The organism is Pseudomonas lini (assembly GCF_964063345.1).
GTDB classification, from domain to species: Bacteria; Pseudomonadota; Gammaproteobacteria; order Pseudomonadales; family Pseudomonadaceae; genus Aquipseudomonas; species Aquipseudomonas lini_B.
In genome coordinates this window covers 2273318-2296932 of record NZ_OZ061318.1, presented here as the reverse complement: position 1 = coordinate 2296932, position 23615 = coordinate 2273318, and the positions used below count along the sequence as shown (strand labels likewise).

General features: G+C 58.8%; 24 protein-coding genes and 4 tRNA genes. 12 read left to right on the top strand and 16 right to left on the bottom strand.

The window, feature by feature from the left end:
- The first annotated feature begins 12 nt into the window (after positions 1 to 12).
- Both AB3226_RS10310 and thiO read left to right on the top strand, forming a co-directional pair.
- Entirely contained in the window at positions 13 to 414 is a 402-nt protein-coding gene (locus AB3226_RS10310) for a type IV pilin protein (RefSeq protein ID WP_367373001.1), read from the top strand.
- Between the two features lie 57 nt (positions 415 to 471).
- Positions 472 to 1572, top strand: a complete 1101-nt coding sequence (gene thiO / locus AB3226_RS10305) for a glycine oxidase ThiO (RefSeq protein WP_367373000.1) — start codon at positions 472 to 474, stop codon at positions 1570 to 1572.
- A 142-nt stretch (positions 1573 to 1714) separates the two neighbouring features.
- Here thiO and AB3226_RS10300 read toward each other — a convergent pair whose 3' ends face one another.
- From AB3226_RS10300 to AB3226_RS10285, 4 genes are all read right to left on the bottom strand, one after another.
- Positions 1715 to 3055: a sigma-54-dependent transcriptional regulator gene (locus AB3226_RS10300; protein WP_367372999.1), complete on the bottom strand. Its 1341-nt coding sequence runs from the start codon at positions 3053 to 3055 to the stop codon at positions 1715 to 1717.
- A 2-nt stretch (positions 3056 to 3057) separates the two neighbouring features.
- Positions 3058 to 4647 (bottom strand): PAS domain-containing sensor histidine kinase, encoded by a 1590-nt coding sequence (locus tag AB3226_RS10295; protein WP_367372998.1) that lies wholly within the window; start codon positions 4645 to 4647, stop codon positions 3058 to 3060.
- Positions 4637 to 4870, bottom strand: a complete 234-nt coding sequence (locus AB3226_RS10290) for a PP0621 family protein (protein ID WP_367372997.1) — start codon at positions 4868 to 4870, stop codon at positions 4637 to 4639. The genes AB3226_RS10295 and AB3226_RS10290 overlap by 11 nt, the downstream gene beginning before the upstream one ends.
- 136 nt (positions 4871 to 5006) lie before the next feature.
- Entirely contained in the window at positions 5007 to 6029 is a 1023-nt protein-coding gene (locus AB3226_RS10285; RefSeq protein WP_367372996.1) for an outer membrane protein assembly factor BamD, read from the bottom strand.
- A 151-nt stretch (positions 6030 to 6180) separates the two neighbouring features.
- Here AB3226_RS10285 and rluD point away from each other — a divergent pair, with 151 nt between their 5' ends.
- The 7 genes from rluD to AB3226_RS10250 all read left to right on the top strand — a co-directional run bounded on the left by rluD (position 6181) and on the right by AB3226_RS10250 (position 11291).
- Positions 6181 to 7143 (top strand): 23S rRNA pseudouridine(1911/1915/1917) synthase RluD, encoded by a 963-nt coding sequence (gene rluD / locus AB3226_RS10280; protein ID WP_007901932.1) that lies wholly within the window; start codon positions 6181 to 6183, stop codon positions 7141 to 7143.
- On the top strand, positions 7140 to 7865 hold the full coding sequence (pgeF, locus tag AB3226_RS10275; protein WP_367372995.1) for a peptidoglycan editing factor PgeF: 726 nt from the start codon (positions 7140 to 7142) through the stop codon (positions 7863 to 7865). Before rluD ends, pgeF begins: the two co-directional genes overlap by 4 nt.
- A gap of 129 nt (positions 7866 to 7994) precedes the next feature.
- Complete coding sequence (clpB, locus tag AB3226_RS10270; RefSeq protein WP_048396488.1) at positions 7995 to 10559, top strand: ATP-dependent chaperone ClpB; 2565 nt, start codon at positions 7995 to 7997, stop codon at positions 10557 to 10559.
- Between the two features lie 317 nt (positions 10560 to 10876).
- Positions 10877 to 10952: transfer RNA gene (locus AB3226_RS10265), tRNA-Asn, on the top strand.
- Positions 10953 to 10961: 9 nt separating this feature from the next.
- Positions 10962 to 11038: transfer RNA gene (locus AB3226_RS10260), tRNA-Pro, on the top strand.
- Positions 11039 to 11043: 5 nt separating this feature from the next.
- A tRNA-Lys gene (locus tag AB3226_RS10255) sits at positions 11044 to 11119 on the top strand.
- Positions 11120 to 11214: 95 nt separating this feature from the next.
- Positions 11215 to 11291 (top strand) — tRNA-Pro (locus AB3226_RS10250).
- A 107-nt stretch (positions 11292 to 11398) separates the two neighbouring features.
- On the opposite strand, the gene AB3226_RS10245 is transcribed toward AB3226_RS10250, so the two are convergent.
- The 4 genes from AB3226_RS10245 to AB3226_RS10230 all read right to left on the bottom strand — a co-directional run bounded on the left by AB3226_RS10245 (position 11399) and on the right by AB3226_RS10230 (position 14455).
- On the bottom strand, positions 11399 to 11794 hold the full coding sequence (locus AB3226_RS10245) for an EF-hand domain-containing protein (protein WP_367372994.1): 396 nt from the start codon (positions 11792 to 11794) through the stop codon (positions 11399 to 11401).
- A gap of 337 nt (positions 11795 to 12131) precedes the next feature.
- On the bottom strand, positions 12132 to 13430 hold the full coding sequence (locus AB3226_RS10240) for an NAD(P)/FAD-dependent oxidoreductase (protein WP_367372993.1): 1299 nt from the start codon (positions 13428 to 13430) through the stop codon (positions 12132 to 12134).
- 60 nt (positions 13431 to 13490) lie between these two features.
- A complete protein-coding gene (locus AB3226_RS10235; protein ID WP_367372992.1) occupies positions 13491 to 13664 on the bottom strand; it encodes a DUF3094 domain-containing protein in 174 nt (57 codons plus the stop codon).
- Positions 13665 to 13828: 164 nt separating this feature from the next.
- A complete protein-coding gene (locus AB3226_RS10230) occupies positions 13829 to 14455 on the bottom strand; it encodes a DUF1780 domain-containing protein (RefSeq protein WP_367372991.1) in 627 nt (208 codons plus the stop codon).
- A 129-nt stretch (positions 14456 to 14584) separates the two neighbouring features.
- On the opposite strand from AB3226_RS10230, the gene AB3226_RS10225 reads away from it, so the two are divergent.
- Entirely contained in the window at positions 14585 to 15052 is a 468-nt protein-coding gene (locus AB3226_RS10225; RefSeq protein WP_367372990.1) for an FAD/FMN-containing dehydrogenase, read from the top strand.
- 11 nt (positions 15053 to 15063) lie between these two features.
- On the opposite strand, the gene AB3226_RS10220 is transcribed toward AB3226_RS10225, so the two are convergent.
- The 4 genes from AB3226_RS10220 to ppk2 all read right to left on the bottom strand — a co-directional run bounded on the left by AB3226_RS10220 (position 15064) and on the right by ppk2 (position 19388).
- Positions 15064 to 15513: an ion channel gene (locus AB3226_RS10220; RefSeq protein ID WP_367372989.1), complete on the bottom strand. Its 450-nt coding sequence runs from the start codon at positions 15511 to 15513 to the stop codon at positions 15064 to 15066.
- A gap of 22 nt (positions 15514 to 15535) precedes the next feature.
- Positions 15536 to 16636, bottom strand: a complete 1101-nt coding sequence (locus AB3226_RS10215; RefSeq protein WP_367372988.1) for an AI-2E family transporter — start codon at positions 16634 to 16636, stop codon at positions 15536 to 15538.
- A gap of 99 nt (positions 16637 to 16735) precedes the next feature.
- Positions 16736 to 18514, bottom strand: coding sequence for a SulP family inorganic anion transporter (locus AB3226_RS10210; RefSeq protein ID WP_367372987.1), 1779 nt, complete (start codon positions 18512 to 18514; stop codon positions 16736 to 16738).
- Positions 18515 to 18563: 49 nt separating this feature from the next.
- Positions 18564 to 19388, bottom strand: coding sequence for a polyphosphate kinase 2 (gene ppk2 / locus AB3226_RS10205; protein ID WP_367372986.1), 825 nt, complete (start codon positions 19386 to 19388; stop codon positions 18564 to 18566).
- Between the two features lie 340 nt (positions 19389 to 19728).
- Here ppk2 and AB3226_RS10200 point away from each other — a divergent pair, with 340 nt between their 5' ends.
- A complete protein-coding gene (locus AB3226_RS10200; protein WP_367372985.1) occupies positions 19729 to 20418 on the top strand; it encodes an energy-coupling factor ABC transporter permease in 690 nt (229 codons plus the stop codon).
- Positions 20419 to 20481: 63 nt separating this feature from the next.
- Complete coding sequence (locus AB3226_RS10195) at positions 20482 to 20697, top strand: hypothetical protein (protein WP_007938959.1); 216 nt, start codon at positions 20482 to 20484, stop codon at positions 20695 to 20697.
- A gap of 9 nt (positions 20698 to 20706) precedes the next feature.
- Here AB3226_RS10195 and yacG read toward each other — a convergent pair whose 3' ends face one another.
- The 4 genes from yacG to AB3226_RS10175 are packed head-to-tail and all read right to left on the bottom strand — an operon-like array spanning position 20707 to position 23615.
- Positions 20707 to 20907 (bottom strand): DNA gyrase inhibitor YacG, encoded by a 201-nt coding sequence (gene yacG, locus AB3226_RS10190; protein WP_077750267.1) that lies wholly within the window; start codon positions 20905 to 20907, stop codon positions 20707 to 20709.
- The gene (coaE, locus tag AB3226_RS10185; RefSeq protein ID WP_367372984.1) at positions 20904 to 21527 is read right to left on the bottom strand and encodes a dephospho-CoA kinase; all 624 of its coding nucleotides are present in this window, start codon (positions 21525 to 21527) and stop codon (positions 20904 to 20906) included. The genes yacG and coaE overlap by 4 nt, the downstream gene beginning before the upstream one ends.
- Positions 21524 to 22396, bottom strand: a complete 873-nt coding sequence (locus tag AB3226_RS10180) for an A24 family peptidase (protein ID WP_367372983.1) — start codon at positions 22394 to 22396, stop codon at positions 21524 to 21526. The genes coaE and AB3226_RS10180 overlap by 4 nt, the downstream gene beginning before the upstream one ends.
- 1 nt (position 22397) lies before the next feature.
- The gene (locus AB3226_RS10175) at positions 22398 to 23615 is read right to left on the bottom strand and encodes a type II secretion system F family protein (protein ID WP_367372982.1); all 1218 of its coding nucleotides are present in this window, start codon (positions 23613 to 23615) and stop codon (positions 22398 to 22400) included.

Below are 23615 nucleotides of genomic sequence, written 5' to 3'. Positions count from 1 at the left end.
GAGAGTTGAGGCATGCGCAGATCCAACCGAGGTTTTACCCTGATCGAAATCATGATCGTGATTGCGATCATCGGGATCGTCATCACCATTGGCTATCCGAGCCTCACTGAGTATGTAAAAAAGGGCCGCCGCACTGAAGTGGCAGGGCTGCTTTCCGAGCAGGCGCAGATTCTTGAGCGCTTCTATTCGAAGAATAATGTCTACACCAATGCCACCGGTCTGAGCGCCGGCAATGATTTCTATACCATCACCCCGACCCTGACCGATCAGACCTTTCTGCTGACGGCAACACGCAAGGCCGGATCGAGTATGGCGAGCGATAAGTGCGGGGACTTCACCCTTACCAACACCGGCGTCAGAAGCATGGTCAATGCCACATCTGGCCTGACCACCAGGGATTGCTGGGGTCGCTGAGTTTCTTTATTCGGGCGCCCTTTGCGCCTTCTGCCTATTGAACGGTTGGATCAGAACATGAGCAAGCAACAGCAAGTGGTGATTGTCGGCGGCGGGGTGATTGGCCTGTTGACGGCGTTCAATCTCGCGTCCGAGGTACAAAGCGTCGTGCTGCTGGACCGCGCGAATGTCGGTCAGGAGTCGTCCTGGGCCGGTGGCGGGATCGTCTCGCCCCTCTACCCGTGGCGCTACAGCCCGGCGGTCACTGCGCTGGCTCATTGGTCCCAGGATTTCTATCCACAACTGGCGGAGCGCCTGTTCGCAGCCACCGGTGTCGATCCTGAAGTGCATACCACCGGGTTGTACTGGCTGGATCTGGATGACGAGGCCGAAGCGCTCGCCTGGGCCAAACGGGAAAACCGTCCGCTGCGGGCTGTGGATATCTCTGCGGCACATGATGCGGTGCCGGTGTTGGGCGGCGGTTTTTCACGGGCAATCTACATGGCCGATGTGGCCAATGTGCGTAATCCACGACTGGTGAAGTCCCTCAAGGCAGCGTTACTGGCGCTGCCAAACGTGACGATTCACGAGCAATGCGAGGTCAGCGGGTTTATCCGTGAAGGCGCTGCGGTGGTCGGGGTACAGACCTCGATGGGGGCCATTGCGGGTGATCAGGTGGTTTTGACGGCCGGGGCCTGGAGCGGTGACTTGCTGAAAAGTCTGGGCCTGGTACTGCCGGTCGAACCGGTCAAAGGCCAGATGATTCTCTACAAGTGCGCGGCGGACTTCCTTCCAAGCATGGTTCTGGCCAAGGGGCGTTATGCTATTCCTCGGCGTGACGGGCACATTCTGATCGGCAGTACATTGGAGCATGAAGGCTTCGACAAGACGCCGACCGACACTGCGCTGGAAAGTCTGAAGACCTCGGCGGTGGAGTTGATTCCGGCGCTGGCGGATGCCGAGGTAGTAGGGCATTGGGCCGGGTTGCGGCCGGGGTCGCCGGAAGGGATTCCCTATATCGGTCGGGTGCCGGGTTTTGACGGGCTCTGGCTCAACTGCGGGCACTACCGCAACGGGTTGGTGTTGGCGCCTGCGTCGTGTCAGTTGTTTGCGGATGTGATGCTGGGTAGGGCGCCGATTATCGATCCTGCGCCGTATGCGCCGGCCGGGCGGATCTGACCGAACGATCTTTGTTGTCGGTCAGATCGCCTTCGCGGGCAAGCCTCGCTCCTACAGAGTGATGTCGTTCACAAGATTATTGATCGACTCAAACTTGTAGGAGCGAGCGGTGCGGCGATCCGACTTGCCCGCGAAGGGGCCCTCAATCCAACCCCAATTTCTTGAGCCTGTAACGCATCGACCGAAACGACAGATTCAACCGCTGAGCCGCCGCCGTGCGATTCCAGCGGGTTTCTTCCAGAGCCTGGAGGATGAGTTTGCGTTCGACGTTTTCCAGATAGGCTTCCAGATTGTCGATTTGCGTCAGGTCCGGCACACCGCCTTCCGGGTTGCAGTTGCCTTCGGCCAGCCGCAGATCGCTGGTTTCGATTTGTTTGTTCTCGCACAAGGTGTGCGCCCGTTCGAGCATGTTCTCCAATTCTCGCACGTTCCCTGGAAAACGATAGCTTTTCAGTGCGTCGAGGGCTTGTGGGTGGAGTTTTGCGGCGGGTTGGCCAGTGCCGGTCGCCAGTCGCTTGAGCATATTGTTGGCCAGAAGCTCAATGTCGTCGCGGCGTTCGCGCAAGGGCGGCACCCGCAACTCGATCACATTGAGGCGGTAGTACAAATCCTGGCGAAAGCGTTCGGCGGCGACTTCGGCATTGAGGTCCTTGTGCGTGGCGCAGAGGATGCGCACGTCAACCACGGTTTCCTGCTGCCCACCAATGCTGCGAACAGCTTTCTCCTGAATCGCCCGTAGCAGTTTGACCTGCATCGCCAGCGGCAGGTCTGCGACTTCATCAAGGAACAAAGTGCCACCCTGAGCGGCCTGGAACAGCCCGGGTTTGTCTTCTATCGCGCCGCTGAAACTGCCTTTGCGATGGCCGAAGAATTCGCTTTCCATCAATTCCGACGGAATAGCCCCACAGTTCACCGGCACGAACGGTCGGCTGGCGCGTGGACCTTGATCGTGGATCAGCCGGGCGACCAACTCCTTGCCGCTGCCGGACTCGCCGCTGATGTACACCGGGGCCTGGCTGCGGGCCAGTTTGTCGATTTGTTTTCGTAGACTGCGCATCGGCAGTGAGTCGCCCAGTAGCCGACGGTCGATGGCGCTGCTGGCGCCGCCTGGCGCAGGCAAACTCAGCGCGCTGACCACCAGTTCGCGCAGGCGGCTGAGGTCGACCGGTTTGGTCAGAAAGTCGAAGGCGCCAGCCTTGAGGGCGTTGATTGCCGTCTCCAGGCTGCCATAGGCGGTAATCATCGCTACCGGCACTTGCGCATAGCACTGCTGGATGTGCTGAACCAGGGCAAGACCGGTGCCGTCGGGCAGGCGCATGTCAGTCAGGCACAGGTCGAACGTCTCCCGTGCCAGCAGTGCTTGCGCTTCTGCGAGGTTGCGGGCGCTGAAGGTGTCGAGTTTCATCCGTCCCAGGGTAATTTCCAGGAGTTCGCGGATATCCGGTTCGTCGTCGACAATCAGGATTTTTTGCCGTGGGCTCATGTTCAACTTTGTTTCCGTCCGTGAGCAAAAGTGATGCGAAAGCAGCCGCCGCCTTGGCGTGGTTTGAAGTCTAGGCGGGCCTGATTGCTTTCGCACAGCTCACGGGACAGATAAAGCCCCAGGCCAGTACCCTGGCTGCTGGTGGTAAAGAACGGTTCGAACAAGTGCGAGCGCTGGTCCGGCGCTACGCCGGGGCCATCGTCCAGGACTTCAAGGGTCGGCAACTGGCTGTCCGGGTCAATAAACAACTTGAGCCAGGCCTGCGCCCGATCATGGTTCAGGGCGCTATGGCGCCAGGCATTGCGTAACAGATTGTCGAGAATCTGGGTCAGTTGATTCGGATCCATCAGGGTTTTGAAGTCTCCGGAACTGATGTGCAGGTGAATTTGCTGACGTTCGGTTGCCCCTTCGCGGGTTTCAGCGACGAAGTGCTCCAGCCACGGCCGCAGATCCAGCCGTTGCGGCACGGTTTGCTGGCGACGGGACAGTTGCAGGACGTTCTCGATTACCCGATTCATTCGCTGAGAGTGATCTTGAATAATCTGCGTCAGACGCCGATCCGCGCCGTTCAGTTCCTCGGATTCCTGCAGTAACTGCGCGGCATGACTAATGGCGCCCAGTGGATTGCGGATTTCATGGGCAATACCGGCAGTCAGGCGGCCCAAGGCTGCGAGTTTAAGTTGCTGCGCCTGTTGGGCGATTTGGGCGAGGTCTTCGAGAAAAACCAGCGTCTGGTGGTGCGGGCTTTGGTCCAGGGCAATGAAACTCGGTTGCAGCTCCAGGCCATTGCTGGCGATTTTCAGGCTTTGCGGGCGCAAAGTCGGATTGTTGAACCATAGTTGGAGCCGCTCGACCAACGGCATCGAATGATCGTCGATCAATTGGCCGTCCAGATTTTCCTGCCCCAGCAAGGTCAAGGCACTGTGATTGGCCAGTTGCACGCGCCGTTGGTCGTCGAGCACCAGAATGCCCGTGCGCATGCGTTGCAGGATCAGTGCGTTGAGGGCTTCGAGGCCGAGCACTTCGCTGGCCCGCTGCTCGGCCAGGGTTTCGCTGACTTCCAGTCTTCGGATCAAGCCTTGCACCAGCAATGCAGCGGCAAAGCACAGGGCGCCGAGAGTGCCGATTTGCAGGTAATCGTTGGGACTGGTGGGATGGCTGAAGCTCAGAAGGAAGCTCAGACCCACGATGCCGAGGGCGCCAACTGCCGCAATAAGCAGGCCGATACGCCCGCGCAGCAGGGTGTTGCTGATGACCACCGACACGATCAACAGGTTGCCGATGGCGCTGGGCATGCCGCCAGCGGCATAGAACAGGCCGCATAGCAGCAGGACATCGACCAGCGCCAGGCTGAACAACTGCGCCGGGTGTCGGGTGTTCTCCAGAAAGACCACCAGCAGGATATTCAGCACCAGGTACAACCAGCTGCCATTGCGCAGCAAATCGTCATTGGCGAATTTCAGCAACTGGTTGTCCATGTTGCTGGAGATCAACAGCACCAAGGTGACGCCGATGCTTAAACGGTAGAGGTGATAGAGGCGCAGCAATCGCTGGGCCTGTTTGTGGCCGGGACTGGGCGTCTCAGCGATCACTGGAGCCCGGGCCTTGCTCAAGGTGAGCCTGGCTGCAATACCACTGTTGTTCGAGTTTCAGCGCGCGGTCGCGGGGCAGGTGTACGCCGCAATGAGCGCAGCGAACCATGGGCGGAGCATCTTGCTCTCGTGGCGTGTTGGCACCCGCAGTCGGGCCCTTGAACTTGCGCCAGAACCATACGGCAGCGGCAATCAGGGCGATCCAGAACAATAGACGAAGCATGGTGAACTGCTTTTTGACGAGTGAATTGGCAGTTTAGCCAAGGACAGGTCAGGCGCACAGCGCAATACGCTCACCCCTGAAATCCGGCAATAAAAAAGGCGCCTCGAAAGGCGCCTTTTCAGCACAATCCCCAGCGTCAGTCGAACACGCCAAAGGTCATGTGGCTGAACCACGAGCGGTCAGCGTTGTTGGCTTCGGAATCGTGTTCCTCTTCTTCGATCACATCGCCATTTTCATCTTTAGGCTTGAGTTCGTTCGGAATCGCGTCCTTGGCATCCTGGAACTGCTTTTGCACGTCCTGGTTGGCGCGGGTTTCACCCGGCGGCAGCGGCGGACGGGATTCGATCAGACCCAGGGTGGCCTTGCTCAGCCACGAACGGTTGTCGGCTTCGGCCACCGATGGCACGAACTGACCGTCCACCAGGCTTGGGTGGTTCGGGTAGTTGAGCTTCAGGGTTTCGAGACTGGTTGCGGCCAGTTCGTCCAGGTGCAGACGCTGGTAGGCTTCAGTCATCACCGCCAGGCCATCACCGACCGACGGGGTTTCCTGGAAGTTTTCCACCACGTAGCGACCACGGTTCGCGGCGGCGACATAGGCCTGACGGGTCAGGTAATAATCGGCAACGTGAATCTCGTAGGAAGCCAGCAGGTTGCGCAGGTAGATCATGCGCTGCTTGGCGTCCGGCGAGTAGCGGCTGTTCGGAAAGCGGCTGGTCAGCTGGGCGAACTCGTTGTAGGAGTCGCGAGCGGCGCCCGGGTCACGCTTGGTCATGTCCAGCGGCAGGAAGCGCGCCAGCAGGCCGACGTCCTGGTCGAAAGAGGTCAGACCCTTGAGGTAGTAGGCGTAATCGACGTTAGGGTGCTGCGGGTGCAGACGAATGAAACGCTCGGCGGCGGACTTGGCAGCCTCAGGCTCGGTGTTCTTGTAGTTGGCGTAGATGAGCTCGAGTTGAGCCTGATCGGCGTAGCGACCGAACGGATAACGCGACTCCAGGGCCTTCAGCTTGGCTGTGGCACTGGTGTAGCTATTATTGTCCAAGTCGGCCTGCGCCTGCTGGTACAGCTCGACTTCGCTCAGGTTTTCGTCTACGACTTCCTTCGATGAGCAAGCAGCGGTCAATGCGAGGATGGCGATCAGCAGCAGGTGTTTCACTTGCATGGCGGCTTGCGTCCCTATGACGGCCGCTGTCTTGGGCGGGGCCGTCCTGTTATGATGAGCGCCCCGATGAAAAGCCTCGGGGCAAAAGACGCCGTATTTAACCACAAGCGCGCAGCCGAAACCAAAGGCTGTGCCGACGCCTAGTCTGAGCATGTCCGATAAAATTGAACTTCGCGCAGAGGTGCCGTCCGAATTGGGCGGCCAACGCCTCGATCAAGTCGCCGCACAATTATTCGCTGAGCACTCGCGCTCGCGCCTTTCCGCCTGGATCAAAGACGGCCGCCTGACTGTGGATGGGGCGGTTATCCGCCCGCGAGACATCGTTCACGGTGGCGCCATTCTTGAGCTGACTGCCGAGCAGGAAGCTCAGGGCGAATGGATCGCTCAAGACATCGAGCTGGACATCGTCTATGAAGACGACGACATCCTGGTGATCAACAAGCCTGCGGGCCTGGTGGTGCATCCTGCCGCCGGTCACGCTGATGGCACCTTGCTCAACGCCTTGCTGCACCACGTGCCGGACATCATTAATGTACCCCGCGCCGGTATCGTGCATCGCCTGGACAAGGACACCACCGGTCTGATGGTGGTGGCCAAGACCATTCAGGCGCAGACACAGCTTGTCACGCAATTGCAGAGCCGCAGCGTAAGCCGGATCTACGAGTGCATCGTGATCGGTGTGGTGACGGCTGGGGGCAAGATCAATGCGCCCATCGGTCGCCACGGCCAGCAACGCCAGCGCATGGCTGTGATGGAAGGTGGCAAGCAAGCCGTCAGCCATTACCGCGTGCTCGAGCGTTTCCGCTCCCACACTCACGTGCGGGTGAAGCTGGAAACCGGTCGTACGCACCAGATTCGCGTGCACATGGCGCACATCAACTACCCGTTGGTCGGAGACCCTGCCTATGGCGGTCGCTTCCGTATTCCGCCGGCCGCCAGTGTGACCATGGTCGAATCCTTGAAGAATTTCCCGCGTCAGGCGCTGCATGCGCGTTTCCTGGAGCTGGATCATCCGACCACTGGTAAACGCATGAGCTGGGAATCGCCACTGCCGGACGACTTCGTCTGGTTGCTGTCGCTGCTCAAGCAAGACCGTGAGGCGTTCATCGGATGAGTGACTGGCTGATTCCCGACTGGCCTGCGCCTGCCGGGGTGAAAGCCTGCGTTACCACCCGTGCGGGCGGCGTCAGTCTGGCGCCGTTCGACAGCCTCAATCTGGGCGATCATGTCGACGACAGCCCCGAAGCTGTCGCCGAAAACCGCCGTCGCCTCACCGATCATTTCTCTATTCAACCGGCCTGGTTAAAGCAGGTTCACGGCATTGTCGTGGCCCAAGCGGATCCAAGCCTGGTAGCCACTGCCGACGCCAGCTGGACGGCAACACCCGGTATCGCCTGCACGGCAATGACCGCTGATTGCCTGCCAGTGCTATTTTGCGACCGCGCCGGCACCCGCGTCGCTGCCGCCCATGCCGGTTGGCGCGGATTGGCGGCGGGTGTGCTGGAAGCGACCCTCGACAGTCTGGCTGTACCGCCCGAAGACGTGCTGGTCTGGCTCGGCCCGGCCATTGGCCCTCAAGCCTTTGAAGTCGGCCCGGAAGTGCGCGAAACCTTCGTCGAGCAATTGCCTGAAGCCGCCAAAGCCTTCGTGCCGAGCCAGAATGCCGGCAAGTTCATGGCCGACATCTATGAGCTGGCGCGTTTGCGTTTGGCTGCTCGCGGTGTCACGGCCGTCTATGGCGGTGGTTTCTGCACCGTGACCGACCCTCGCTTCTTTTCTTACCGCCGCAGTCCACGTACCGGCCGGTTTGCCTCCTTAGTCTGGATCGAACACTAGACTTCTCTGATCTACATCAACTGTACGACGCTTGAATCTCCCAGAATCGACCGCATCTATAGCGGTATCTGGCAGGTTTCTTCATTCAGGATGTTTATAGGTCCGGCCTGCTCAAAAGGAAGGTGACCCATGCGTATAGACCGTTTAACCAGCAAGTTGCAGTTAGCCTTGTCCGACGCCCAATCCCTGGCCGTCGGCCTCGATCATCCGGCCATTGAGCCGGCGCATTTGATGCAGGCCATGCTTGAACAGCAGGGTGGTTCGATCAAGCCCCTGCTGATGCAGGTGGGTTTCGATGTCAACAGCTTGCGTAAAGAGCTGACCAAAGCCCTCGATCAGCTACCGAAAATCCAGAATCCGACCGGTGATGTGAACATGTCGCAGGATCTGGCGCGCCTGCTCAACCAGGCTGACCGCCTGGCCCAGCAGAAGGGCGACCAGTTCATCTCCAGCGAACTGGTGCTGCTCGCCGCCATGGACGAGAACAGCAAGCTCGGCAAATTGTTGCTGGGCCAGGGCGTGAGCAAGAAAGCGCTGGAAAACGCGATCAACAACCTGCGCGGCGGTGAGGCAGTCAATGATGCCAACCACGAAGAATCACGTCAGGCGCTCGACAAGTACACCATCGACCTGACCAAGCGCGCCGAAGAGGGCAAGCTCGATCCGGTGATCGGCCGTGACGATGAAATTCGTCGCACCATTCAGGTCCTGCAACGCCGCACCAAGAACAACCCGGTGCTGATCGGTGAGCCTGGCGTGGGTAAAACCGCCATCGCCGAAGGCCTGGCCCAGCGCATCATCAACGGCGAAGTGCCGGATGGCCTGAGAGGCAAGCGTCTGTTGTCCCTGGACATGGGGGCTTTGATTGCCGGTGCCAAATACCGAGGCGAGTTCGAAGAACGCCTCAAATCCCTGCTCAACGAACTGTCGAAGCAGGAAGGGCAGATCATTCTGTTCATCGACGAACTGCACACCATGGTCGGCGCCGGCAAGGGCGAAGGCTCGATGGATGCGGGCAACATGCTCAAGCCGGCATTGGCTCGCGGTGAACTGCATTGTGTGGGCGCGACCACACTCAACGAGTACCGCCAATATATAGAGAAGGACGCGGCCCTCGAGCGGCGCTTCCAGAAAGTCCTGGTGGATGAGCCGAGCGAAGAAGACACCATCGCCATCCTGCGTGGCCTGAAAGAGCGTTACGAGGTTCACCACAAGGTGGCGATCACCGACGGCGCGATCATCGCCGCGGCCAAGCTCAGTCATCGCTACATCACCGACCGTCAGTTGCCGGACAAAGCCATCGACCTGATCGACGAAGCCGCCAGCCGCATCCGCATGGAGATCGACTCCAAGCCGGAAGTGCTGGACCGTCTGGAACGTCGTTTGATTCAGCTGAAGGTGGAATCCCAGGCACTGAAGAAAGAAAGCGACGACGCGGCGAAGAAACGTCTGGAAAAACTGCAGGAAGAAATCGTTCGTCACGAGCGTGAGTACTCGGACCTCGAAGAAATCTGGAACTCGGAAAAAGCCGAAGTCCAGGGTTCGGCACAGATCCAGCAGAAGATCGAACAGTCCCGTCAGGAACTGGAAGCCGCACGCCGTAAAGGCGACTTGAACCGCATGGCCGAGTTGCAATACGGGGTGATCCCGGACCTGGAGCGCAGCCTGCAAATGGTCGACCAGCACGGCAAAAGCGAAAACCAGTTGCTGCGCAGCAAGGTGACTGAAGAAGAGATCGCCGAAGTCGTGTCGAAGTGGACCGGCATTCCTGTGTCGAAAATGCTCGAGGGCGAGCGCGAAAAACTGATGAAGATGGAAAGCCTGTTGCACCAGCGTGTGATCGGTCAGGACGAAGCGGTGATCGCTGTCTCCAACGCGGTGCGGCGTTCCCGCGCCGGGTTGTCCGACCCGAATCGCCCGAGCGGCTCGTTCATGTTCCTCGGCCCGACCGGTGTCGGCAAAACCGAGCTGTGCAAGGCGCTGGCCGAGTTCCTGTTCGATACCGAAGAGGCGATGGTGCGGATCGACATGTCCGAGTTCATGGAGAAACATTCCGTGGCTCGACTGATCGGTGCGCCACCGGGCTACGTGGGCTATGAAGAGGGCGGTTACCTGACCGAGGCGGTGCGTCGCAAGCCTTATTCGGTGATTCTCCTGGACGAGGTCGAGAAGGCCCACCCGGACGTGTTCAACATTTTGCTGCAAGTGCTCGAAGATGGCCGTTTGACCGACAGCCATGGCCGCACGGTGGATTTCAAAAATACCGTGATCGTCATGACCTCCAACCTCGGCTCGGTGCAGATTCAGGAACTGGTAGGGGATCGCGAGGCGCAGCGCGCGGCGGTGATGGATGCGATTTCCACGCACTTCCGGCCGGAGTTCATCAACCGGGTCGACGAAGTGGTGATTTTCGAGCCGCTGGCTCGGGATCAGATCGCCGGCATTACCGAGATCCAGTTGGGTCGCCTGCGTAGTCGCCTGACCGAGCGCGAGCTGAAGCTTGAGCTGAGTCCGGAAGCGATGGATAAGCTGATCGCTGTGGGTTACGACCCGGTGTACGGCGCACGACCGCTCAAACGGGCGATCCAGCGCTGGATCGAGAACCCGTTGGCACAGCTGATTCTGTCGGGCCGATTCATGCCCGGCGATACCGCCAAGGGTGTCGTGGAAAACGACGAAATCGTTTTCGTCTGACGCTCGACGGCAGTGCAATAAAAGAAGGCCTCGCATTGCGAGGCCTTTTTTTCGCCAGGCTGTTGAACTCAAAGGAAAAGGCTTGTAAAGTGCGCCCCGCAGTAAGTCGCCCTGAAGGGTTTCTGCTCCCCAAGCAGGAATCTAAAATAAGTTGCAAATCATTAACTTGAAAGCAATTTAGGGGGTTGACAGAGCTGCTTAAGATTGTAGAATAGCGCGCCTCAGACACACGAACGCAGCGATGCGAACGGGTCGAAGAGGTGAAGCAAGCTTCACAGTTGTAAATTGAAATACCAGTTGTAATTGAAATATGTAGTTCCGTGATAGCTCAGTCGGTAGAGCAAATGACTGTTAATCATTGGGTCCCAGGTTCGAGTCCTGGTCACGGAGCCAATTTCAAACCGGGGTATAGCGCAGTCCGGTAGCGCGCCTGCTTTGGGAGCAGGATGTCAGGAGTTCGAATCCCCTTACCCCGACCATTTTTGGGTCGTTAGCTCAGTTGGTAGAGCAGTTGGCTTTTAACCAATTGGTCGTAGGTTCGAATCCCACACGACCCACCATTTTTGAAACCAGTTAGCGCTGGAATCGAATCTTAAGATCAGAGGCCAAAAGCGCTGATCGAAGAAGGCGCCTTTCAAAGGTGCCTTTTTTTTACCGGGGTATAGCGCAGTCCGGTAGCGCGCCTGCTTTGGGAGCAGGATGTCAGGAGTTCGAATCCCCTTACCCCGACCATATTAAAAATCCTCGTATCGAAAGATACGGGGATTTTTTTTGCCTGCTGCAAATGCAAAAAAAGCCCCGCGTCTCGATGGAGAGGCAGGGCTTGGGCCTTCAGAGGCTTAACTATTGTCTTTCAGGTGCTCGAACAAGCCCTTCGGCATTTTTTTTCCATTGGCTTCGTAGTTGGCTTTCACGTTATCGAAAGCCTCTTGTTCGTCGATCTGGCCGTCATGGTTGGTGTCGATCTTGTCGAAGTCAGCCTTGGGTGCCACTTTCAGGAATTCCGCGCGGGATACCTTGCCATCGTCGTCGGTGTCGGTCTTGGCCATCGAGGCATCGCCGCACTTGCCTTCGCCACATTTACCTTCAGGCGTCTTCACGACCTGTTCCGCCGAGGCCAACAGGTAGCCTTGAGTCAGCGGTTGCGAAGCGAATACAGAACCGGACAACATCATGCCTCCGGCCAGGACAGCGCCGAGCAGGCCAACGGTGTTTTTGCTGAGAGTACGGGACATTACAAATCTCCTGGGTTGCACGACACAACCGCTCGATAAAGGACGCCACGTGAGTGCGGCGATGACCGAAGCAGGCTGTGCCTTGCTCGGGTGTGACCATTTAGCGGGCGTGGTGTATCGCTACTGTGTCGCGCAAGGGGGAGTTTGTAAGCGAAGGGATGGAATCGGAGGGGGAGATACAGTGAGACACACAAGTGTCCGCAGGTTGGACCGAGGCGCCTGCATCGCGGGCAAGCCACGCTCCCACAGGTTATGTGCCGGCCCCAGATCCATGACCGACACATAATCTGTGGGAGCGTGGCTTGCCCGCGATGAGGCCCTGACAGACGCCGAGTATTTAGTGCAGCTTCAGACGCGGCTCAGTCCCACGCCCAATCTTGCTGCCAAGCATCAGCATCGCCGTGCGGAACGCGCCATACAACGCCATCTGGTGCATGCGATACAGCGACACGTAAAACATCCGCGCCAGCCAGCCCTCAAGCATTACGCTGCCGGTGAGGTTGCCCATCAAGTTACCCACAGCCGAAAAACGCGACAGCGAAATCAGCGAACCATAGTCGGTGTACTTGTACTCCGGCAGGGATTTGCCTTCGATCCGCAGTTTCAGCGATTTGGCCAGCAACGAAGCTTGCTGGTGCGCAGCCTGGGCGCGCGGCGGTACATTGCGGTCGGTGCCAGGTTGTGGGCAAGCCGCGCAGTCACCGAAGGCGAAGATGTTCTCGTCGCGGGTGGTTTGCAGGGTCGGCAGCACTTGCAGCTGATGGATGCGGTTGGTTTCCAGGCCATCGATGTCCTTGAGGAAGGCCGGAGCACGAATCCCGGCGGCCCAGACTTTGAGGCTGGCGTTGATCACTTTGCCATCGGCGGTAATCAGGCTGTCTGCCGTCACTTCGCTGACTGCAGCGTTGGTCATCACGTTGACCCCGAGTTTCTCCAGGGTTTTATGCACAGGCCCGCCGATTCGTTCCGGCAGAGCAGGGAGCACCCGTGGACCGGCCTCGATCAGGGTGATGTGCATGTTTTCCGGTTTGATCCGGTCCAGGCCGTAGGCTGCGAGTTCATGGGCGGCGTTGTGCAGTTCCGCTGCCAGTTCGACCCCGGTGGCACCGGCGCCGACGATGGCCACACTGATCTGCTGCACCGCGTCAGTTTGCCCGGCGTGGGCGCGCAGATAGTGATTGAGCAGTTGCTGATGGAAGCGCTCGGCCTGTTTGCGGGTGTCGAGGAACAGGCAATGCTGCGCCGCGCCCTGCGTGCCGAAATCGTTGGTGGTACTGCCGACGGCAATCACCAATGAGTCGTAAGGCACTTCACGCGCCGGCACCAGTTCCAGGCCCGCCTCGTCGTAGGTGGCGGCCAGCTGGATTTTCTTCTGTGCGCGATCGAGCCCGCTCATGCGCCCCAGCTGGAACTCGAAGTGGTTCCATTTTGCCTGGGCAACATAGTTGAGTTCGTCTTCGGAAGAGTTCAGGGAACCTGCCGCCACTTCGTGCAACAACGGTTTCCAGATGTGGGTCAGATTCGCGTCGACCAGCATCACACTGGCCGTGCCGCGTTTGCCCAGAGTCTTACCCAGACGGGTAGCCAACTCCAGACCGCCGGCGCCGCCGCCAACGATGACAATACGATGAGTCATGGGGATATCTCGCAAGGCTAAAAGAAATCGGTGCAATTACCCGAGCGAGCGCGATGCAGCTCATAGCGTCAGGTAACTGATAAGTCGGCTCAACAGGCCTAAACCAATGGTCACTGCCAACACCACTACCAGGAGCATCCACGGCCGGAAAGGCCGGCGCTCGACTTGGTGTTGGGACAGGCGCAGGTACTCTTCGACATGCTTTTGGTCGTCCGGGTTCAGGCGGCTGGTCATATTGGGCCTCGTCAGGTAGACGTTGCTGAAGGTTTAGAAGCTACAGCGGGGGATTCTGCGTTGAACGGAGCATAGCCGCTGGCTGGAATGGCTCGACGTTCACCGTATCGTCCAGGCGAATGGTTCCACTTTGTAACACTCGGCGACTAACACCTGCAACGGACTCACAGGCTGATCCCGACGTCGAAGACGATGCTGCGACCCAGGTTGCTGCGCAGAAAATCCGGGGCCTCCGGGTGGGCGAATAGCACTCGGGCGAAGGTCGGACCAACCAGTGACAACGAGCGCCAGCCCTGACGCAAGTATTCGGTGGGCGGTGGAAAGTGGCTGTTGAGGTCCAGCACTTCGCGCTTGAGGCTGGCGAAAGCAATGATGTCCAGCTCCCCCAGGTCCATGCCGCGCTCTTTGTAGTTGTGGGCTTTTTTGCGCAAAGTCGGCGCCAGCCTGAGCAGAAATTCATTGGCCGGGATGCGCCGGGGCTTGGCCTCGCGTCGCACCAGTTGGCTCAGGGAAAACGCGTTGCGCCGACGTTGCAGCTCGTCGCGCCATTCGTCATTGAGGCGCCGGCCCTCGTCGAGTACGAAGAACACCTCGAAATTCGCGTCGCGAAACAGCACGTCCGGCGGCTCACCGGCGGGGGCAAATTCGTCGGCGCGATAGGGAATGTTCAGGCCTTGCAGCAGGCGCTGGCAAACCCAACGCTCACGCTCCCATTTGCGGGCATTGGACAAGAACGTGTTGGCTTGCTCGGCCGCAATGGTCAGCAGGCGTAAATAATCTGAGTCATCCATAGGCCCAAGCTTAGCGTTCATTTGCGACAAGCAGAAAGCGTGAAACGGTAAACAAGGGCACTGGGCACTCGGAACGGACGGTGTAGACTGACGGCCATTACGCATATGCGCTCAAACAAGGAGTAGAACGTGAAATATTGGCCGGTGTTATTGCTCAGTCTTCTGCCTTTTTGGGCCCAGGCACTGGAGGTTGGCGAGCGCCTGGCGCCGTGGACCTTACTTGATCAGTTCGATCAGGCCTTCACGCTCGATAACCAGACTCAGACGCTGCTGGTGGCGCGCAGCATGGGCGCCGCCAAACTAATCGGCGCCGCTCTGCAGGATCAGCCCAAGGGCTACCTGGAGGCTCGGCACACGGTATTTGTCGCGGACATCCAGCGCATGCCTCGACTGATCGCGAAGATGTTCGCAGTACCGGCTATGCGCGATTATTCCTATCGAGTGATGCTTGACCGTGATAGTCGCGTGGCGCCGCGCTACCCTGGGTCCGTGGATAAAGTGCTGTGGCTGCAGCTCAAGGACGGTCAATTGGTGGGGCAGCGCGAATACGCCTCGGCGGCACAATTGCATGAGGCACTGGAGAAGGCTCTGCCATGATCGGTGCATGCCTACGGGCCTTCACGCTGCTGTAGCCTTTCCATGTTGTGTTTTATGACATCCATCACCGCAGCGGTCATCACTGAGGTGGAGACACCAAACATCAGGATTCCGTTGGCGGCCTCCAATGGGCCAAGCAGACGCCAGCGAGAGGACATGACGATGTCGCCGTAGCCTAGCGTGGCGAAGTTGACCGCCGAGTGATACAGCGCGATGGCGAATTCGTCGAACTCATCAAGCAGCATGAATAGCGTGGCCCAGATGGCGATCTGCACGAAATTACCGAGCATCATCAGCAGCATCACCATCGACAACAACAGGATATTCAGCCATTGCGATTCATAAGCTGGTTGGGAATGTTTGAAATGCACGTAATGACGCAGGCATATGGTCACGAAAACGGCTTGCATCAGCAGGCAGAAAAACATCACGGGGAGGCCGGCCAGCAGGTTTAACAGCATGGGGATATCCTCGGCCGCCGTGTCAGGTCCGTCCCTGGTTGTCTGGCCCGGGTTCTTGCACTTGATCCACCCATTCCCAGAACAGCTGATAGCCGACCGCGAGTATCACCGGGCCGATAAACAGGCCGAGGATACCGCCCGTGACCATGCCGCCCAAGGCTCCGATCAGCACCACCGGCATCGGTACATCGACGCCACGACCCAGCAGCAGCGGTTTGAGGACGTTATCGACCAATCCCGCGATGAAGACATAGACGGCAAACACAATAGTCGCCGTACTGGCACCTTCGCTCATGAAAACAAAGACGATGACCGGAAGGGTAATCAGGGACGCCGGTAATTGCATGATGCCAAGAAGCAGCACCGCCAAGGCGAGAAGGCCGGCGCCGGGGACGCCCATGAACACAAAGCCGATGCCCACCAACAGCATCTGGATGAAGGCGATGCCGACCACCCCCAACGCCACTGCCCGAATGGTGGCGGTGCACAGATCGGCGATTTTCGGCCCGTTGATCGGACCGCTGAAGCGCGAAACGATTCGCACCGCGCTACGGTGGCCGCTTTCGCCATACGCTAAGAAAATACCGGCAATAATCAGGGCGACGATGAATAAAAGGAGCCCCATGCTGACACCCGCAAGCTTGCTCAGCAGGGAGAGGCTGACACCTTTGATCTGCGGTATGAACTTCTGGGCCAGATCGGGCAGGTCAGTGGTGGCTTGCGCCCACAAGTTATAAAGGGGTTCGCCCACGAGTGGCCAGCTGGTTACCGCATCGGACGGTGGCGGAATATGGAAACTGTCGGTTTTGACCATGGTCATGACCCTCTCCACGGAATCCGCAAGCGAGGCTCCCAACAAATAAACAGGCACCATAAGAATACTGATGACGATCAATACGATCAGCGTCGCGGTGAGCCCGTCTTTGTTTCCCAGCTTGCCTTTGAACCTGACTTGCAAGGGGTAGAGGGTGATTGCCAGGATCACCGACCACAGCATCAGGTCGAGGAACGGGCTGAATATCTGAAAGCAGAACATCACCAGAACGGCAATCACTCCGGCACGAATCAGTACATCGAGAAGATCTCGGGAAAAAATCTTTTCGAGCATGGGCGTGGGAACCATTGATTACCTCCAGTAGAGAGTGGCAAAGGCTGCGTTCGGTAAGTCCAGCATAGACGGGCTGGCAATCTGCGTGCAGGCCGCGGGTGTTTCCGCTGCCACTCAGCGATCCTGGTCCTCCCAATCCACCGGATGAATCATCAGATAGCTGTCGACTGCAGTGCCTATTGTCGGAAAGAACGCCGTTTCGCCAAGCCGCGCGAAAAGCCCGAATCGCTTCAGCTTGTCCTTGACCGGGTCCTTCATCTCGGCCACGCACAACTTGATGCCCGCCGCGTGCAAGGTTTCGTCCAGTTCCACCAGCATGTCGGCAGAGGTCACGTCCACGCTGGTGACGGGTTCCGCCGCAACGACCAACCAGCGCACTGGCGTGGGCGACGCAGCCACGGCGTCGAGCACTCGGTCATGAAACAACTCGGCGTTGGCGAAAAACAACGGCGCATCCCAGCGAAACAGCACCAGGCCGGGTACCAGACGCGCGTCGGGATAGCGCTTGATGTCGTGATAACCCTTGACGCCTTCCGCGCGTCCCAGAACGGCGGAGTAAGGGCGCCAGCCATCCCACAGAAATTCGATGACGGCGATCACGATGGCCAGGCCGATGCCTTCAATCGCCCCCAGCACGGCCACGCCGACGGTACAGACGATTGACAGCCAGAACTCCCAACGCTGGATTCGATAAATTCGTCGCAGGTCGGTGACCTCGATCAGGCCAATGGCGGAGGCGATCACCACCGCGGCCAGTGCGCTGGTAGGTAAATCCTTCAACAGGTTCGGTGCCACCACCAGCAGTAAGGCAACAGCAAGCGCGCCGATGACTCCGGTTAACTGGGTTTTGGCGCCTGCAGCCTCGGCCACGGGCGTACGTGACGAACTGCTGCTGATCGCAAAACCCTGAAAAAATCCGGCGGCGAGGTTGGCGACACCGAGGCCCACCATTTCCTGGTTCGGGTCCACATAGGTGCGGGTCCGCGCCGCATAGACACGTGAGAGCACGCTGGTATCGGCGAACGAAACCAGGGCAACGGCGCAACCGCCGATCAGGACGGGGACAATATCGGCGCGAGTGATCCAGGGAATGGCGAACGCCGGCAAGCCTTGTGGAAGAGAGCCGAGAACCGATATTCCGGACCGCGCTGCAAGGTCCAGCCCACCCACGGCGACGGTCGCCCCTGCCACGGCGATCAGAATGCCCGGCACGCGCTTGTTGCCCTTGAGCAGCATAATCACCGCCAGAGTAGCTGCGCCGACCATGAAGGCGGTCCAGTTGGTTTTTCCCTCCATTATCGCTGTAGCGATCGCCCACAGGTTTCTCAGCGGGCCGTCGGATTCAATCGAAAAACCGAAAAATTTGGGCAGTTGGCTGATCAAAACCGTCAGCGCGATCCCGTTCATGTACCCGTAGCGGATCGGTTTGGAAAGAAGCTCCGTGACAAAGCCCAGGCGAGCTATGCCGGCCAGGATGCACACCACTCCCGATACGATCGCCATCATGCTCGCAAGGGCGATGGCACGATGCGGATCACCGCCGGACAGTGGCAGCACGACGGCGAGAATGACGGCAGCCAGCGAGGAATCCGGCCCCAGCACCAGAATCCGGCTGGGTCCGAACAGCGCATAAGCGAGCAGCGGAACGATGGTCGCGTAAAGGCCATAGATGCCGGGTACGCCCGATGCCACTGCGTAGGCGATGCCGACAGGCACCAGCATCGTGGTCAGTACCAAACCGGCCACAAGGTCGTGCCTCAACCAGGCTATTTTGTATCCGCGTAGCGTGCGCAGTCCCGGCAGCCAGCGATCCCAACCGGCCTTGTCGTCGGTATCCCGATGGGCAATCCGGCCCGGTTCCGGGACGGGAGGCGAAGCATCCGAATGGCTCATAGGACTGTGGCCCTTTGGTGTACAGCGCAGATCCGCTTGAACGTGCCGGTCAGAATTTTTCTGGAATTCGCCTTAGCGGATAATTCGGTTCACGATAGCCGCCTGATTTCTGCCGTTTGGGCAAAATCACCTTCTCGCGCGGTACATTTTTGTACGGAATGCGGCTGAGCAAATCAGAGATGATGTTGAGACGGGCCCGCTTTTTGTCGTTCGAGTTGGCCACAAGCCACGGAGCATGATCGGTGTCGGTCGCCTTGAACATGTCGTCGCGTGCGCGCGAGTAGTCATACCAGCGGCTGTATGACTTGAGATCCATTGGCGTCAGTTTCCAGATTTTACGGCCATCCTTGATCCGTGCCTCGAGCCGACGGGTCTGCTCCTCTTCGCTGACTTCCAGCCAATACTTGAACAGCATTACGCCCGAGTCGACCATCATGCGTTCCATGAGGGGGGCCAGGCTCAGGAAACGAGTCACCTGCTCATCGGTACAAAATCCCATCACCCGCTCGACCCCGGCGCGGTTGTACCAACTGCGATCGAAGATCACCACTTCGCCAGCCGCTGGCATGTGCGCCAGGTAGCGCTGTATATACATCTGGCTCTTCTCGCGATCGGTCGGTGCAGGTAGCGCCACCACCCGAAAGACACGCGGGCTCACCCTTTCAGTGAGCGCCTTGATCGTGCCGCCCTTGCCGGCACCGTCGCGCCCCTCGAAGACGATACAAATCTTGATGCCTTTTTGTTTCACCCATTCCTGCAACTTGACCATTTCGACATGCAGCCGGCGTAACTGCTCAAGATAGTCCTTGTTCGTCAGTTTCAAGGGTTCAGCGGCGTTACTTTTAACAGGGGTTTTCTTCTTGTCCTTTGCCATGACCCAAGCCTCACATATGCCAGTCGTATTGCTTCGAGCAAAACTGGCGTCAGTCGTGGACGGCCCTCTGCTCTTGACGTTCAACTCCATACCAACCGCGTGAGTCTAGTTCATGGTTTAACCTCCATTTCCTTGCCGTCACCGAACAGCGAAGAATTCGGATAAACCCCTACCTTGACCTAGGATTCTCTACTCGCCGGGGTAAACGCGCGACACGGCCAGTCAGAAACGCCGGTATAGACTGAGAGCTATCACGATGGGAGAGACGCGTGAAATATAGAACAGTGTTGCTGCTCAGTCCTGCGCTTATATGGGCCCAGGTGCCGAAGAAGGCACGGCCATGATTGGCGCCGAACTGCTGTCACCGCAAAGCCTCACAGTCGGCTGGCTGATTTACGTGCCGGCGGTGATCTGGGCTGTCTGTCGAGCGCCCTGGGTTGAATTGTTCAGCGATAGCCGCCGTCAGCATCTGTTGTTCGGCACGGTGTTCGCGCTGTTCATGCTCTGGCTGGTGCGACGGGACTTCGACACTGGCGTGTCCTATCACTTCATCGGCATGACGGCAGTGACGTTACTGCTGGATTGGCCGTTGGCGATTGTCGGCGGGTTGGTCGCGCAAACGGGATTGGTGCTGCTCGGGCGGCAGGACATGGCGGCCATGGGGGTCAACGGGGCGCTGCTGATTCTGCTGCCGGTGTTGATTACCGAGTGCTGCGCCATCCTGGTCGAGCGCGCGCAACCGCGTAATCCCTTTGTGTACATCTTCTGTTCCGGCTTTTTTGCCGCTGCGTTGTCGGCCCTGTTGTGTTTGATTCTGGCGCTCACGCTGCTGTGGTATGACGAACGTTTCGCCATGCCGTATTGGCTGGAAGATTTTGTCGGCTATCTGTGGCTGCTGATTTTTCCGGAAGCGTTTATCAACGGCATGGTGGTCAGCGCATTGGTGGTGTTCTGCCCCGAATGGCTGGAGACATTCAATCGCACGCGCTACCTTTCGGCGCCCTGGAAAGGCGACGATCCCAAATCTTGATCCACATCAAATCCAAAAAACGTTGCCGAATCCATGCTCTGGAAAACCTTCAGGAGCAATGGCATGAGTGTGTATGAGTGGGCCCGGCAGGAGTTGCGTCAGAGTCTGGATGTGGCGCAAGAGGTGGGCTTCGATCCGGGATTGAGCCTGCGCGCCTTGCTCAGTGCGGTGGTGCAGCAGAGCAAGGCGGTACGCAATATAGAAGACCTGGCCGATGAGTTGCGGTTTCTCGCCGAGAATCTCGACGAAGGCCAGGATTATGGCTTTATGCGGCCCTGAGGGTCGGGATCAGTGACGCGGGTCGAAGTCTTCGCTGAACATTTCGTCTTCGGCATCCGGGCTCACCGGGATCTTGTGTTCTTCCGACGCCCAGGCACCCAGGTCGATCAGTTTGCAACGGTCCGAACAGAACGGCCGGAACTTGTTTTCCGGGCTCCATTCGACAGGGGCGCCACAGGTTGGGCAATCGACGGTTGGGGTTTGGCTCATGACTGGCCTCCACGCAAAGTAAGGTAAAAGTGATGCAGTCGTTCGACCTCGCTGTGCAGCCAGGCGAGGTCGCGGTCGTTGACCACCACATCGTCGGCGTGGCTCACGCGGTCCTGTCGGCTGGACTGGGCCTTGAGGATCGCCTGGACCTGTTGTTCGCTGGTCTGGTCACGCTGCAGGGTGCGTTCGATCTGTAACTGTTCCGGAGCATCGATCACCAGGACCCGTTGGGTCATGGCGTACTGCCCGGACTCGATCAGCAGCGGCGAAACCAGAATCGCGTAAGGCGATTGTGCCTTGGCCAGATGGTGGGCGATCTCTTCGGCGATCAGCGGATGCAATAACGCTTCGAGCCAGCGGCGCTCATCCGCCACCTCGAAGATCAGCTTGCGCAGGGCCGCGCGATCCAGTTGGCCGTCGGCTTGCAGCACGCCGGGGCCAAAGTGCTCGGCAATCTTCGCCAGCGCCGGGCGACCGGGTTCGACCACCCAGCGAGCCGCATGATCGGCGTCCACCACATGCACGCCCAGATCGATGAAGTGCTTGGCGGCCGCGCTTTTGCCGCTGCCGATGCCGCCGGTCAGGCCGAGAATCCAGGGTTTTTCCACAGGGGTATTCATTTCAAACCGACAAACTGCCAATAGAAGCCGGTTATTTGACCACCCCAGAGCAAGGCAATCCAGCCGGCAATGGCCAGATAGGGGCCAAAGGGCAGTGGAGTCGAGGTTTTTGCGTCCCGCAGGCGCAACAAAATCACTCCGATGATGGCGCCCAGCAGCGATGACAGCAGGATGGTCAGCGGCAGGATCTGCCAGCCGCCCCAGGCGCCGAGCATCGCCAATAGCTTGAAGTCACCGTAGCCGATGCCGTCCTTGCCGGTGATCAGCTTGAACAGCCAGAACACCGTCCATAGCGCCATGTAGCCGGCTACCGCGCCCCAGAGCGCGTCATGCAGTGGCACGAAGAGCCCGAAACTGTTGACGATCAACCCCAGCCATATCAACGGCAGCACCAGCACGTCCGGCAACAGCTGGTGTTCGGCGTCGATCAGGCTCATCGCCAAAAGGCCCCAGCTCAGGACCAGCACCATGCAGGCCTGCCAACCGAAACCGAAATGCCAGGCGACGAACGCCGACAGCACGCCGCAGGCCAGTTCGGTCAGCGGGTAACGTTTGCTGATGGGCGTCGCGCAGTTCGAGCATCGCCCACGTAAAAACAGGTAACTGAGCACGGGAATATTTTCCCACGCTCGAATCCGATGGCCACAGTCTGGGCACTCGGAGTGAGGCAGTATCAGGTTGTAAGCCGGGCCGGGGGCTTCGGGTGGCAAGTCCAGTACGTCATGGGCCTGCAGGCGCCATTCACGCTCAAGCATTTTCGGCAGGCGCCAGACCACCACATTGAGGAAACTGCCGATCAGCAAACCGATCACCAATGCGGTGATCGTGAAGGCCAGTGGGTTGAAATTCAGAAATTCGTTCAAGGACATATCAGATCGCTGAGCCAAGTTGGAAGATGGGCAGGTACATCGCAACGACCAGGCCGCCGACGACAACCCCCAGCACCACCATGATGAACGGCTCCATCAGACTGGTCAGGTTATCGACCATGTTGTCCACCTCCGCCTCGTAGAAACTCGCGACCTTGTCGAGCATATCGTCCAGTGCGCCGGACTCTTCGCCGATGGCCGTCATCTGGATCGCCATGTTCGGAAAGATCCCGGAGGTGCGCATGGCAAAATTCAGCTGCATGCCGGTGGATACGTCCTGCTTGATACGTAACACCGCTCGCTTGAACACGATATTGCCCGTCGCGCCCGCCACTGAATCCAGAGCTTCGACCAATGGCACCCCGGCGGCAAATGTGGTCGACAAGGTGCGGGCGTAACGGGCCACGGCGGACTTGTACATGAGCGCGCCAACCAACGGCAGTTTCAGCAGCCAGGTGTCCATTCGGTCCCGCAGACCCTGGGACTTTTTCAAGGCGTGACGTACGCCGAAGAATGCTCCAACCAGCACGCCGAGCACCATCCACCACCAGGCCTGCAGGAACTCCGACAAGCCGATGACCATCACGGTGAACGCCGGTAGTTCGGCGCCAAACCCCGAGAACACCGACTCGAACTGCGGCACCACCTTGACCAGCAGAATCCCGGTCACGATGATCGCGACGAACACCACGGCCAGCGGATACGTCATGGCTTTCTTGATCTTGGCCTTGAGGCTTTCGCTCTTTTCCTTGTAGGTCGCCACCCGTTCCAGCAGCGTATCCAGAGCGCCGGCCTGTTCGCCGGCATCAACAAGGTTGCAGTACAGCTCATCGAAATACTGGGGTTTTTTGCGCAGGGCCGCGGCGAAGCTGTTACCGGCCGCGACTTCCTGTTTAACCTCGTCCACCAGCTTGCGCATGTTCGGGTTATCGAAGCCCTCGCCGATAATGTCGAACGATTGCAGCAACGGTACGCCGGCTTTCATCATGGTCGCCATCTGCCGGGTAAACAGGGCAATATCCAGGGCCTTGATGCGTTTGCCGGCACTGAAAATGGATGCGGTTTTTTTCCGCACCTTGCCCGGGCTGATGCCTTGCTTGCGTAACTGCGCCTTGATCAGCGCGGGATTCTGGCCGGTCAACTCGCCGGTCATTTTTGTGCCTTTTTTGTCTGTGCCTTCCCAGGCATATACGCTGATTTTCGCTGCTTTGACCGCCAT

Excerpts from the sequence above, each read along its gene's own strand:
- AB3226_RS10310 (WP_367373001.1), top strand. The coding sequence starts at position 13 with ATGCGCAGATCCAACCGAGGTTTTACCCTGATCGAAATCATGATCGTG.
- clpB (WP_048396488.1), top strand. The coding sequence starts at position 7,995 with ATGCGTATAGACCGTTTAACCAGCAAGTTGCAGTTAGCCTTGTCCGAC.
- rluD (WP_007901932.1), top strand. The coding sequence starts at position 6,181 with ATGTCCGATAAAATTGAACTTCGCGCAGAGGTGCCGTCCGAATTGGGC.
- coaE (WP_367372984.1), bottom strand. The coding sequence starts at position 21,527 with ATGAATACCCCTGTGGAAAAACCCTGGATTCTCGGCCTGACCGGCGGC.
- AB3226_RS10285 (WP_367372996.1), bottom strand. The coding sequence starts at position 6,029 with ATGCAAGTGAAACACCTGCTGCTGATCGCCATCCTCGCATTGACCGCT.
- AB3226_RS10220 (WP_367372989.1), bottom strand. The coding sequence starts at position 15,513 with ATGCTGTTAAACCTGCTGGCCGGCCTCCCCGTGATGTTTTTCTGCCTG.
- AB3226_RS10245 (WP_367372994.1), bottom strand. The coding sequence starts at position 11,794 with ATGTCCCGTACTCTCAGCAAAAACACCGTTGGCCTGCTCGGCGCTGTC.
- AB3226_RS10240 (WP_367372993.1), bottom strand. The coding sequence starts at position 13,430 with ATGACTCATCGTATTGTCATCGTTGGCGGCGGCGCCGGCGGTCTGGAG.
- AB3226_RS10300 (WP_367372999.1), bottom strand. The coding sequence starts at position 3,055 with ATGAGCCCACGGCAAAAAATCCTGATTGTCGACGACGAACCGGATATC.
- ppk2 (WP_367372986.1), bottom strand. The coding sequence starts at position 19,388 with ATGGCAAAGGACAAGAAGAAAACCCCTGTTAAAAGTAACGCCGCTGAA.
- AB3226_RS10210 (WP_367372987.1), bottom strand. The coding sequence starts at position 18,514 with ATGAGCCATTCGGATGCTTCGCCTCCCGTCCCGGAACCGGGCCGGATT.
- AB3226_RS10180 (WP_367372983.1), bottom strand. The coding sequence starts at position 22,396 with ATGTCCTTGAACGAATTTCTGAATTTCAACCCACTGGCCTTCACGATC.
- yacG (WP_077750267.1), bottom strand. The coding sequence starts at position 20,907 with ATGAGCCAAACCCCAACCGTCGATTGCCCAACCTGTGGCGCCCCTGTC.
- AB3226_RS10175 (WP_367372982.1), bottom strand. The coding sequence starts at position 23,615 with ATGGCGGTCAAAGCAGCGAAAATCAGCGTATATGCCTGGGAAGGCACA.
- AB3226_RS10200 (WP_367372985.1), top strand. The coding sequence starts at position 19,729 with ATGATTGGCGCCGAACTGCTGTCACCGCAAAGCCTCACAGTCGGCTGG.
- pgeF (WP_367372995.1), top strand. The coding sequence starts at position 7,140 with ATGAGTGACTGGCTGATTCCCGACTGGCCTGCGCCTGCCGGGGTGAAA.
- thiO (WP_367373000.1), top strand. The coding sequence starts at position 472 with ATGAGCAAGCAACAGCAAGTGGTGATTGTCGGCGGCGGGGTGATTGGC.
- AB3226_RS10230 (WP_367372991.1), bottom strand. The coding sequence starts at position 14,455 with ATGGATGACTCAGATTATTTACGCCTGCTGACCATTGCGGCCGAGCAA.
- AB3226_RS10215 (WP_367372988.1), bottom strand. The coding sequence starts at position 16,636 with ATGGTTCCCACGCCCATGCTCGAAAAGATTTTTTCCCGAGATCTTCTC.
- AB3226_RS10195 (WP_007938959.1), top strand. The coding sequence starts at position 20,482 with ATGAGTGTGTATGAGTGGGCCCGGCAGGAGTTGCGTCAGAGTCTGGAT.
- AB3226_RS10290 (WP_367372997.1), bottom strand. The coding sequence starts at position 4,870 with ATGCTTCGTCTATTGTTCTGGATCGCCCTGATTGCCGCTGCCGTATGG.
- AB3226_RS10235 (WP_367372992.1), bottom strand. The coding sequence starts at position 13,664 with ATGACCAGCCGCCTGAACCCGGACGACCAAAAGCATGTCGAAGAGTAC.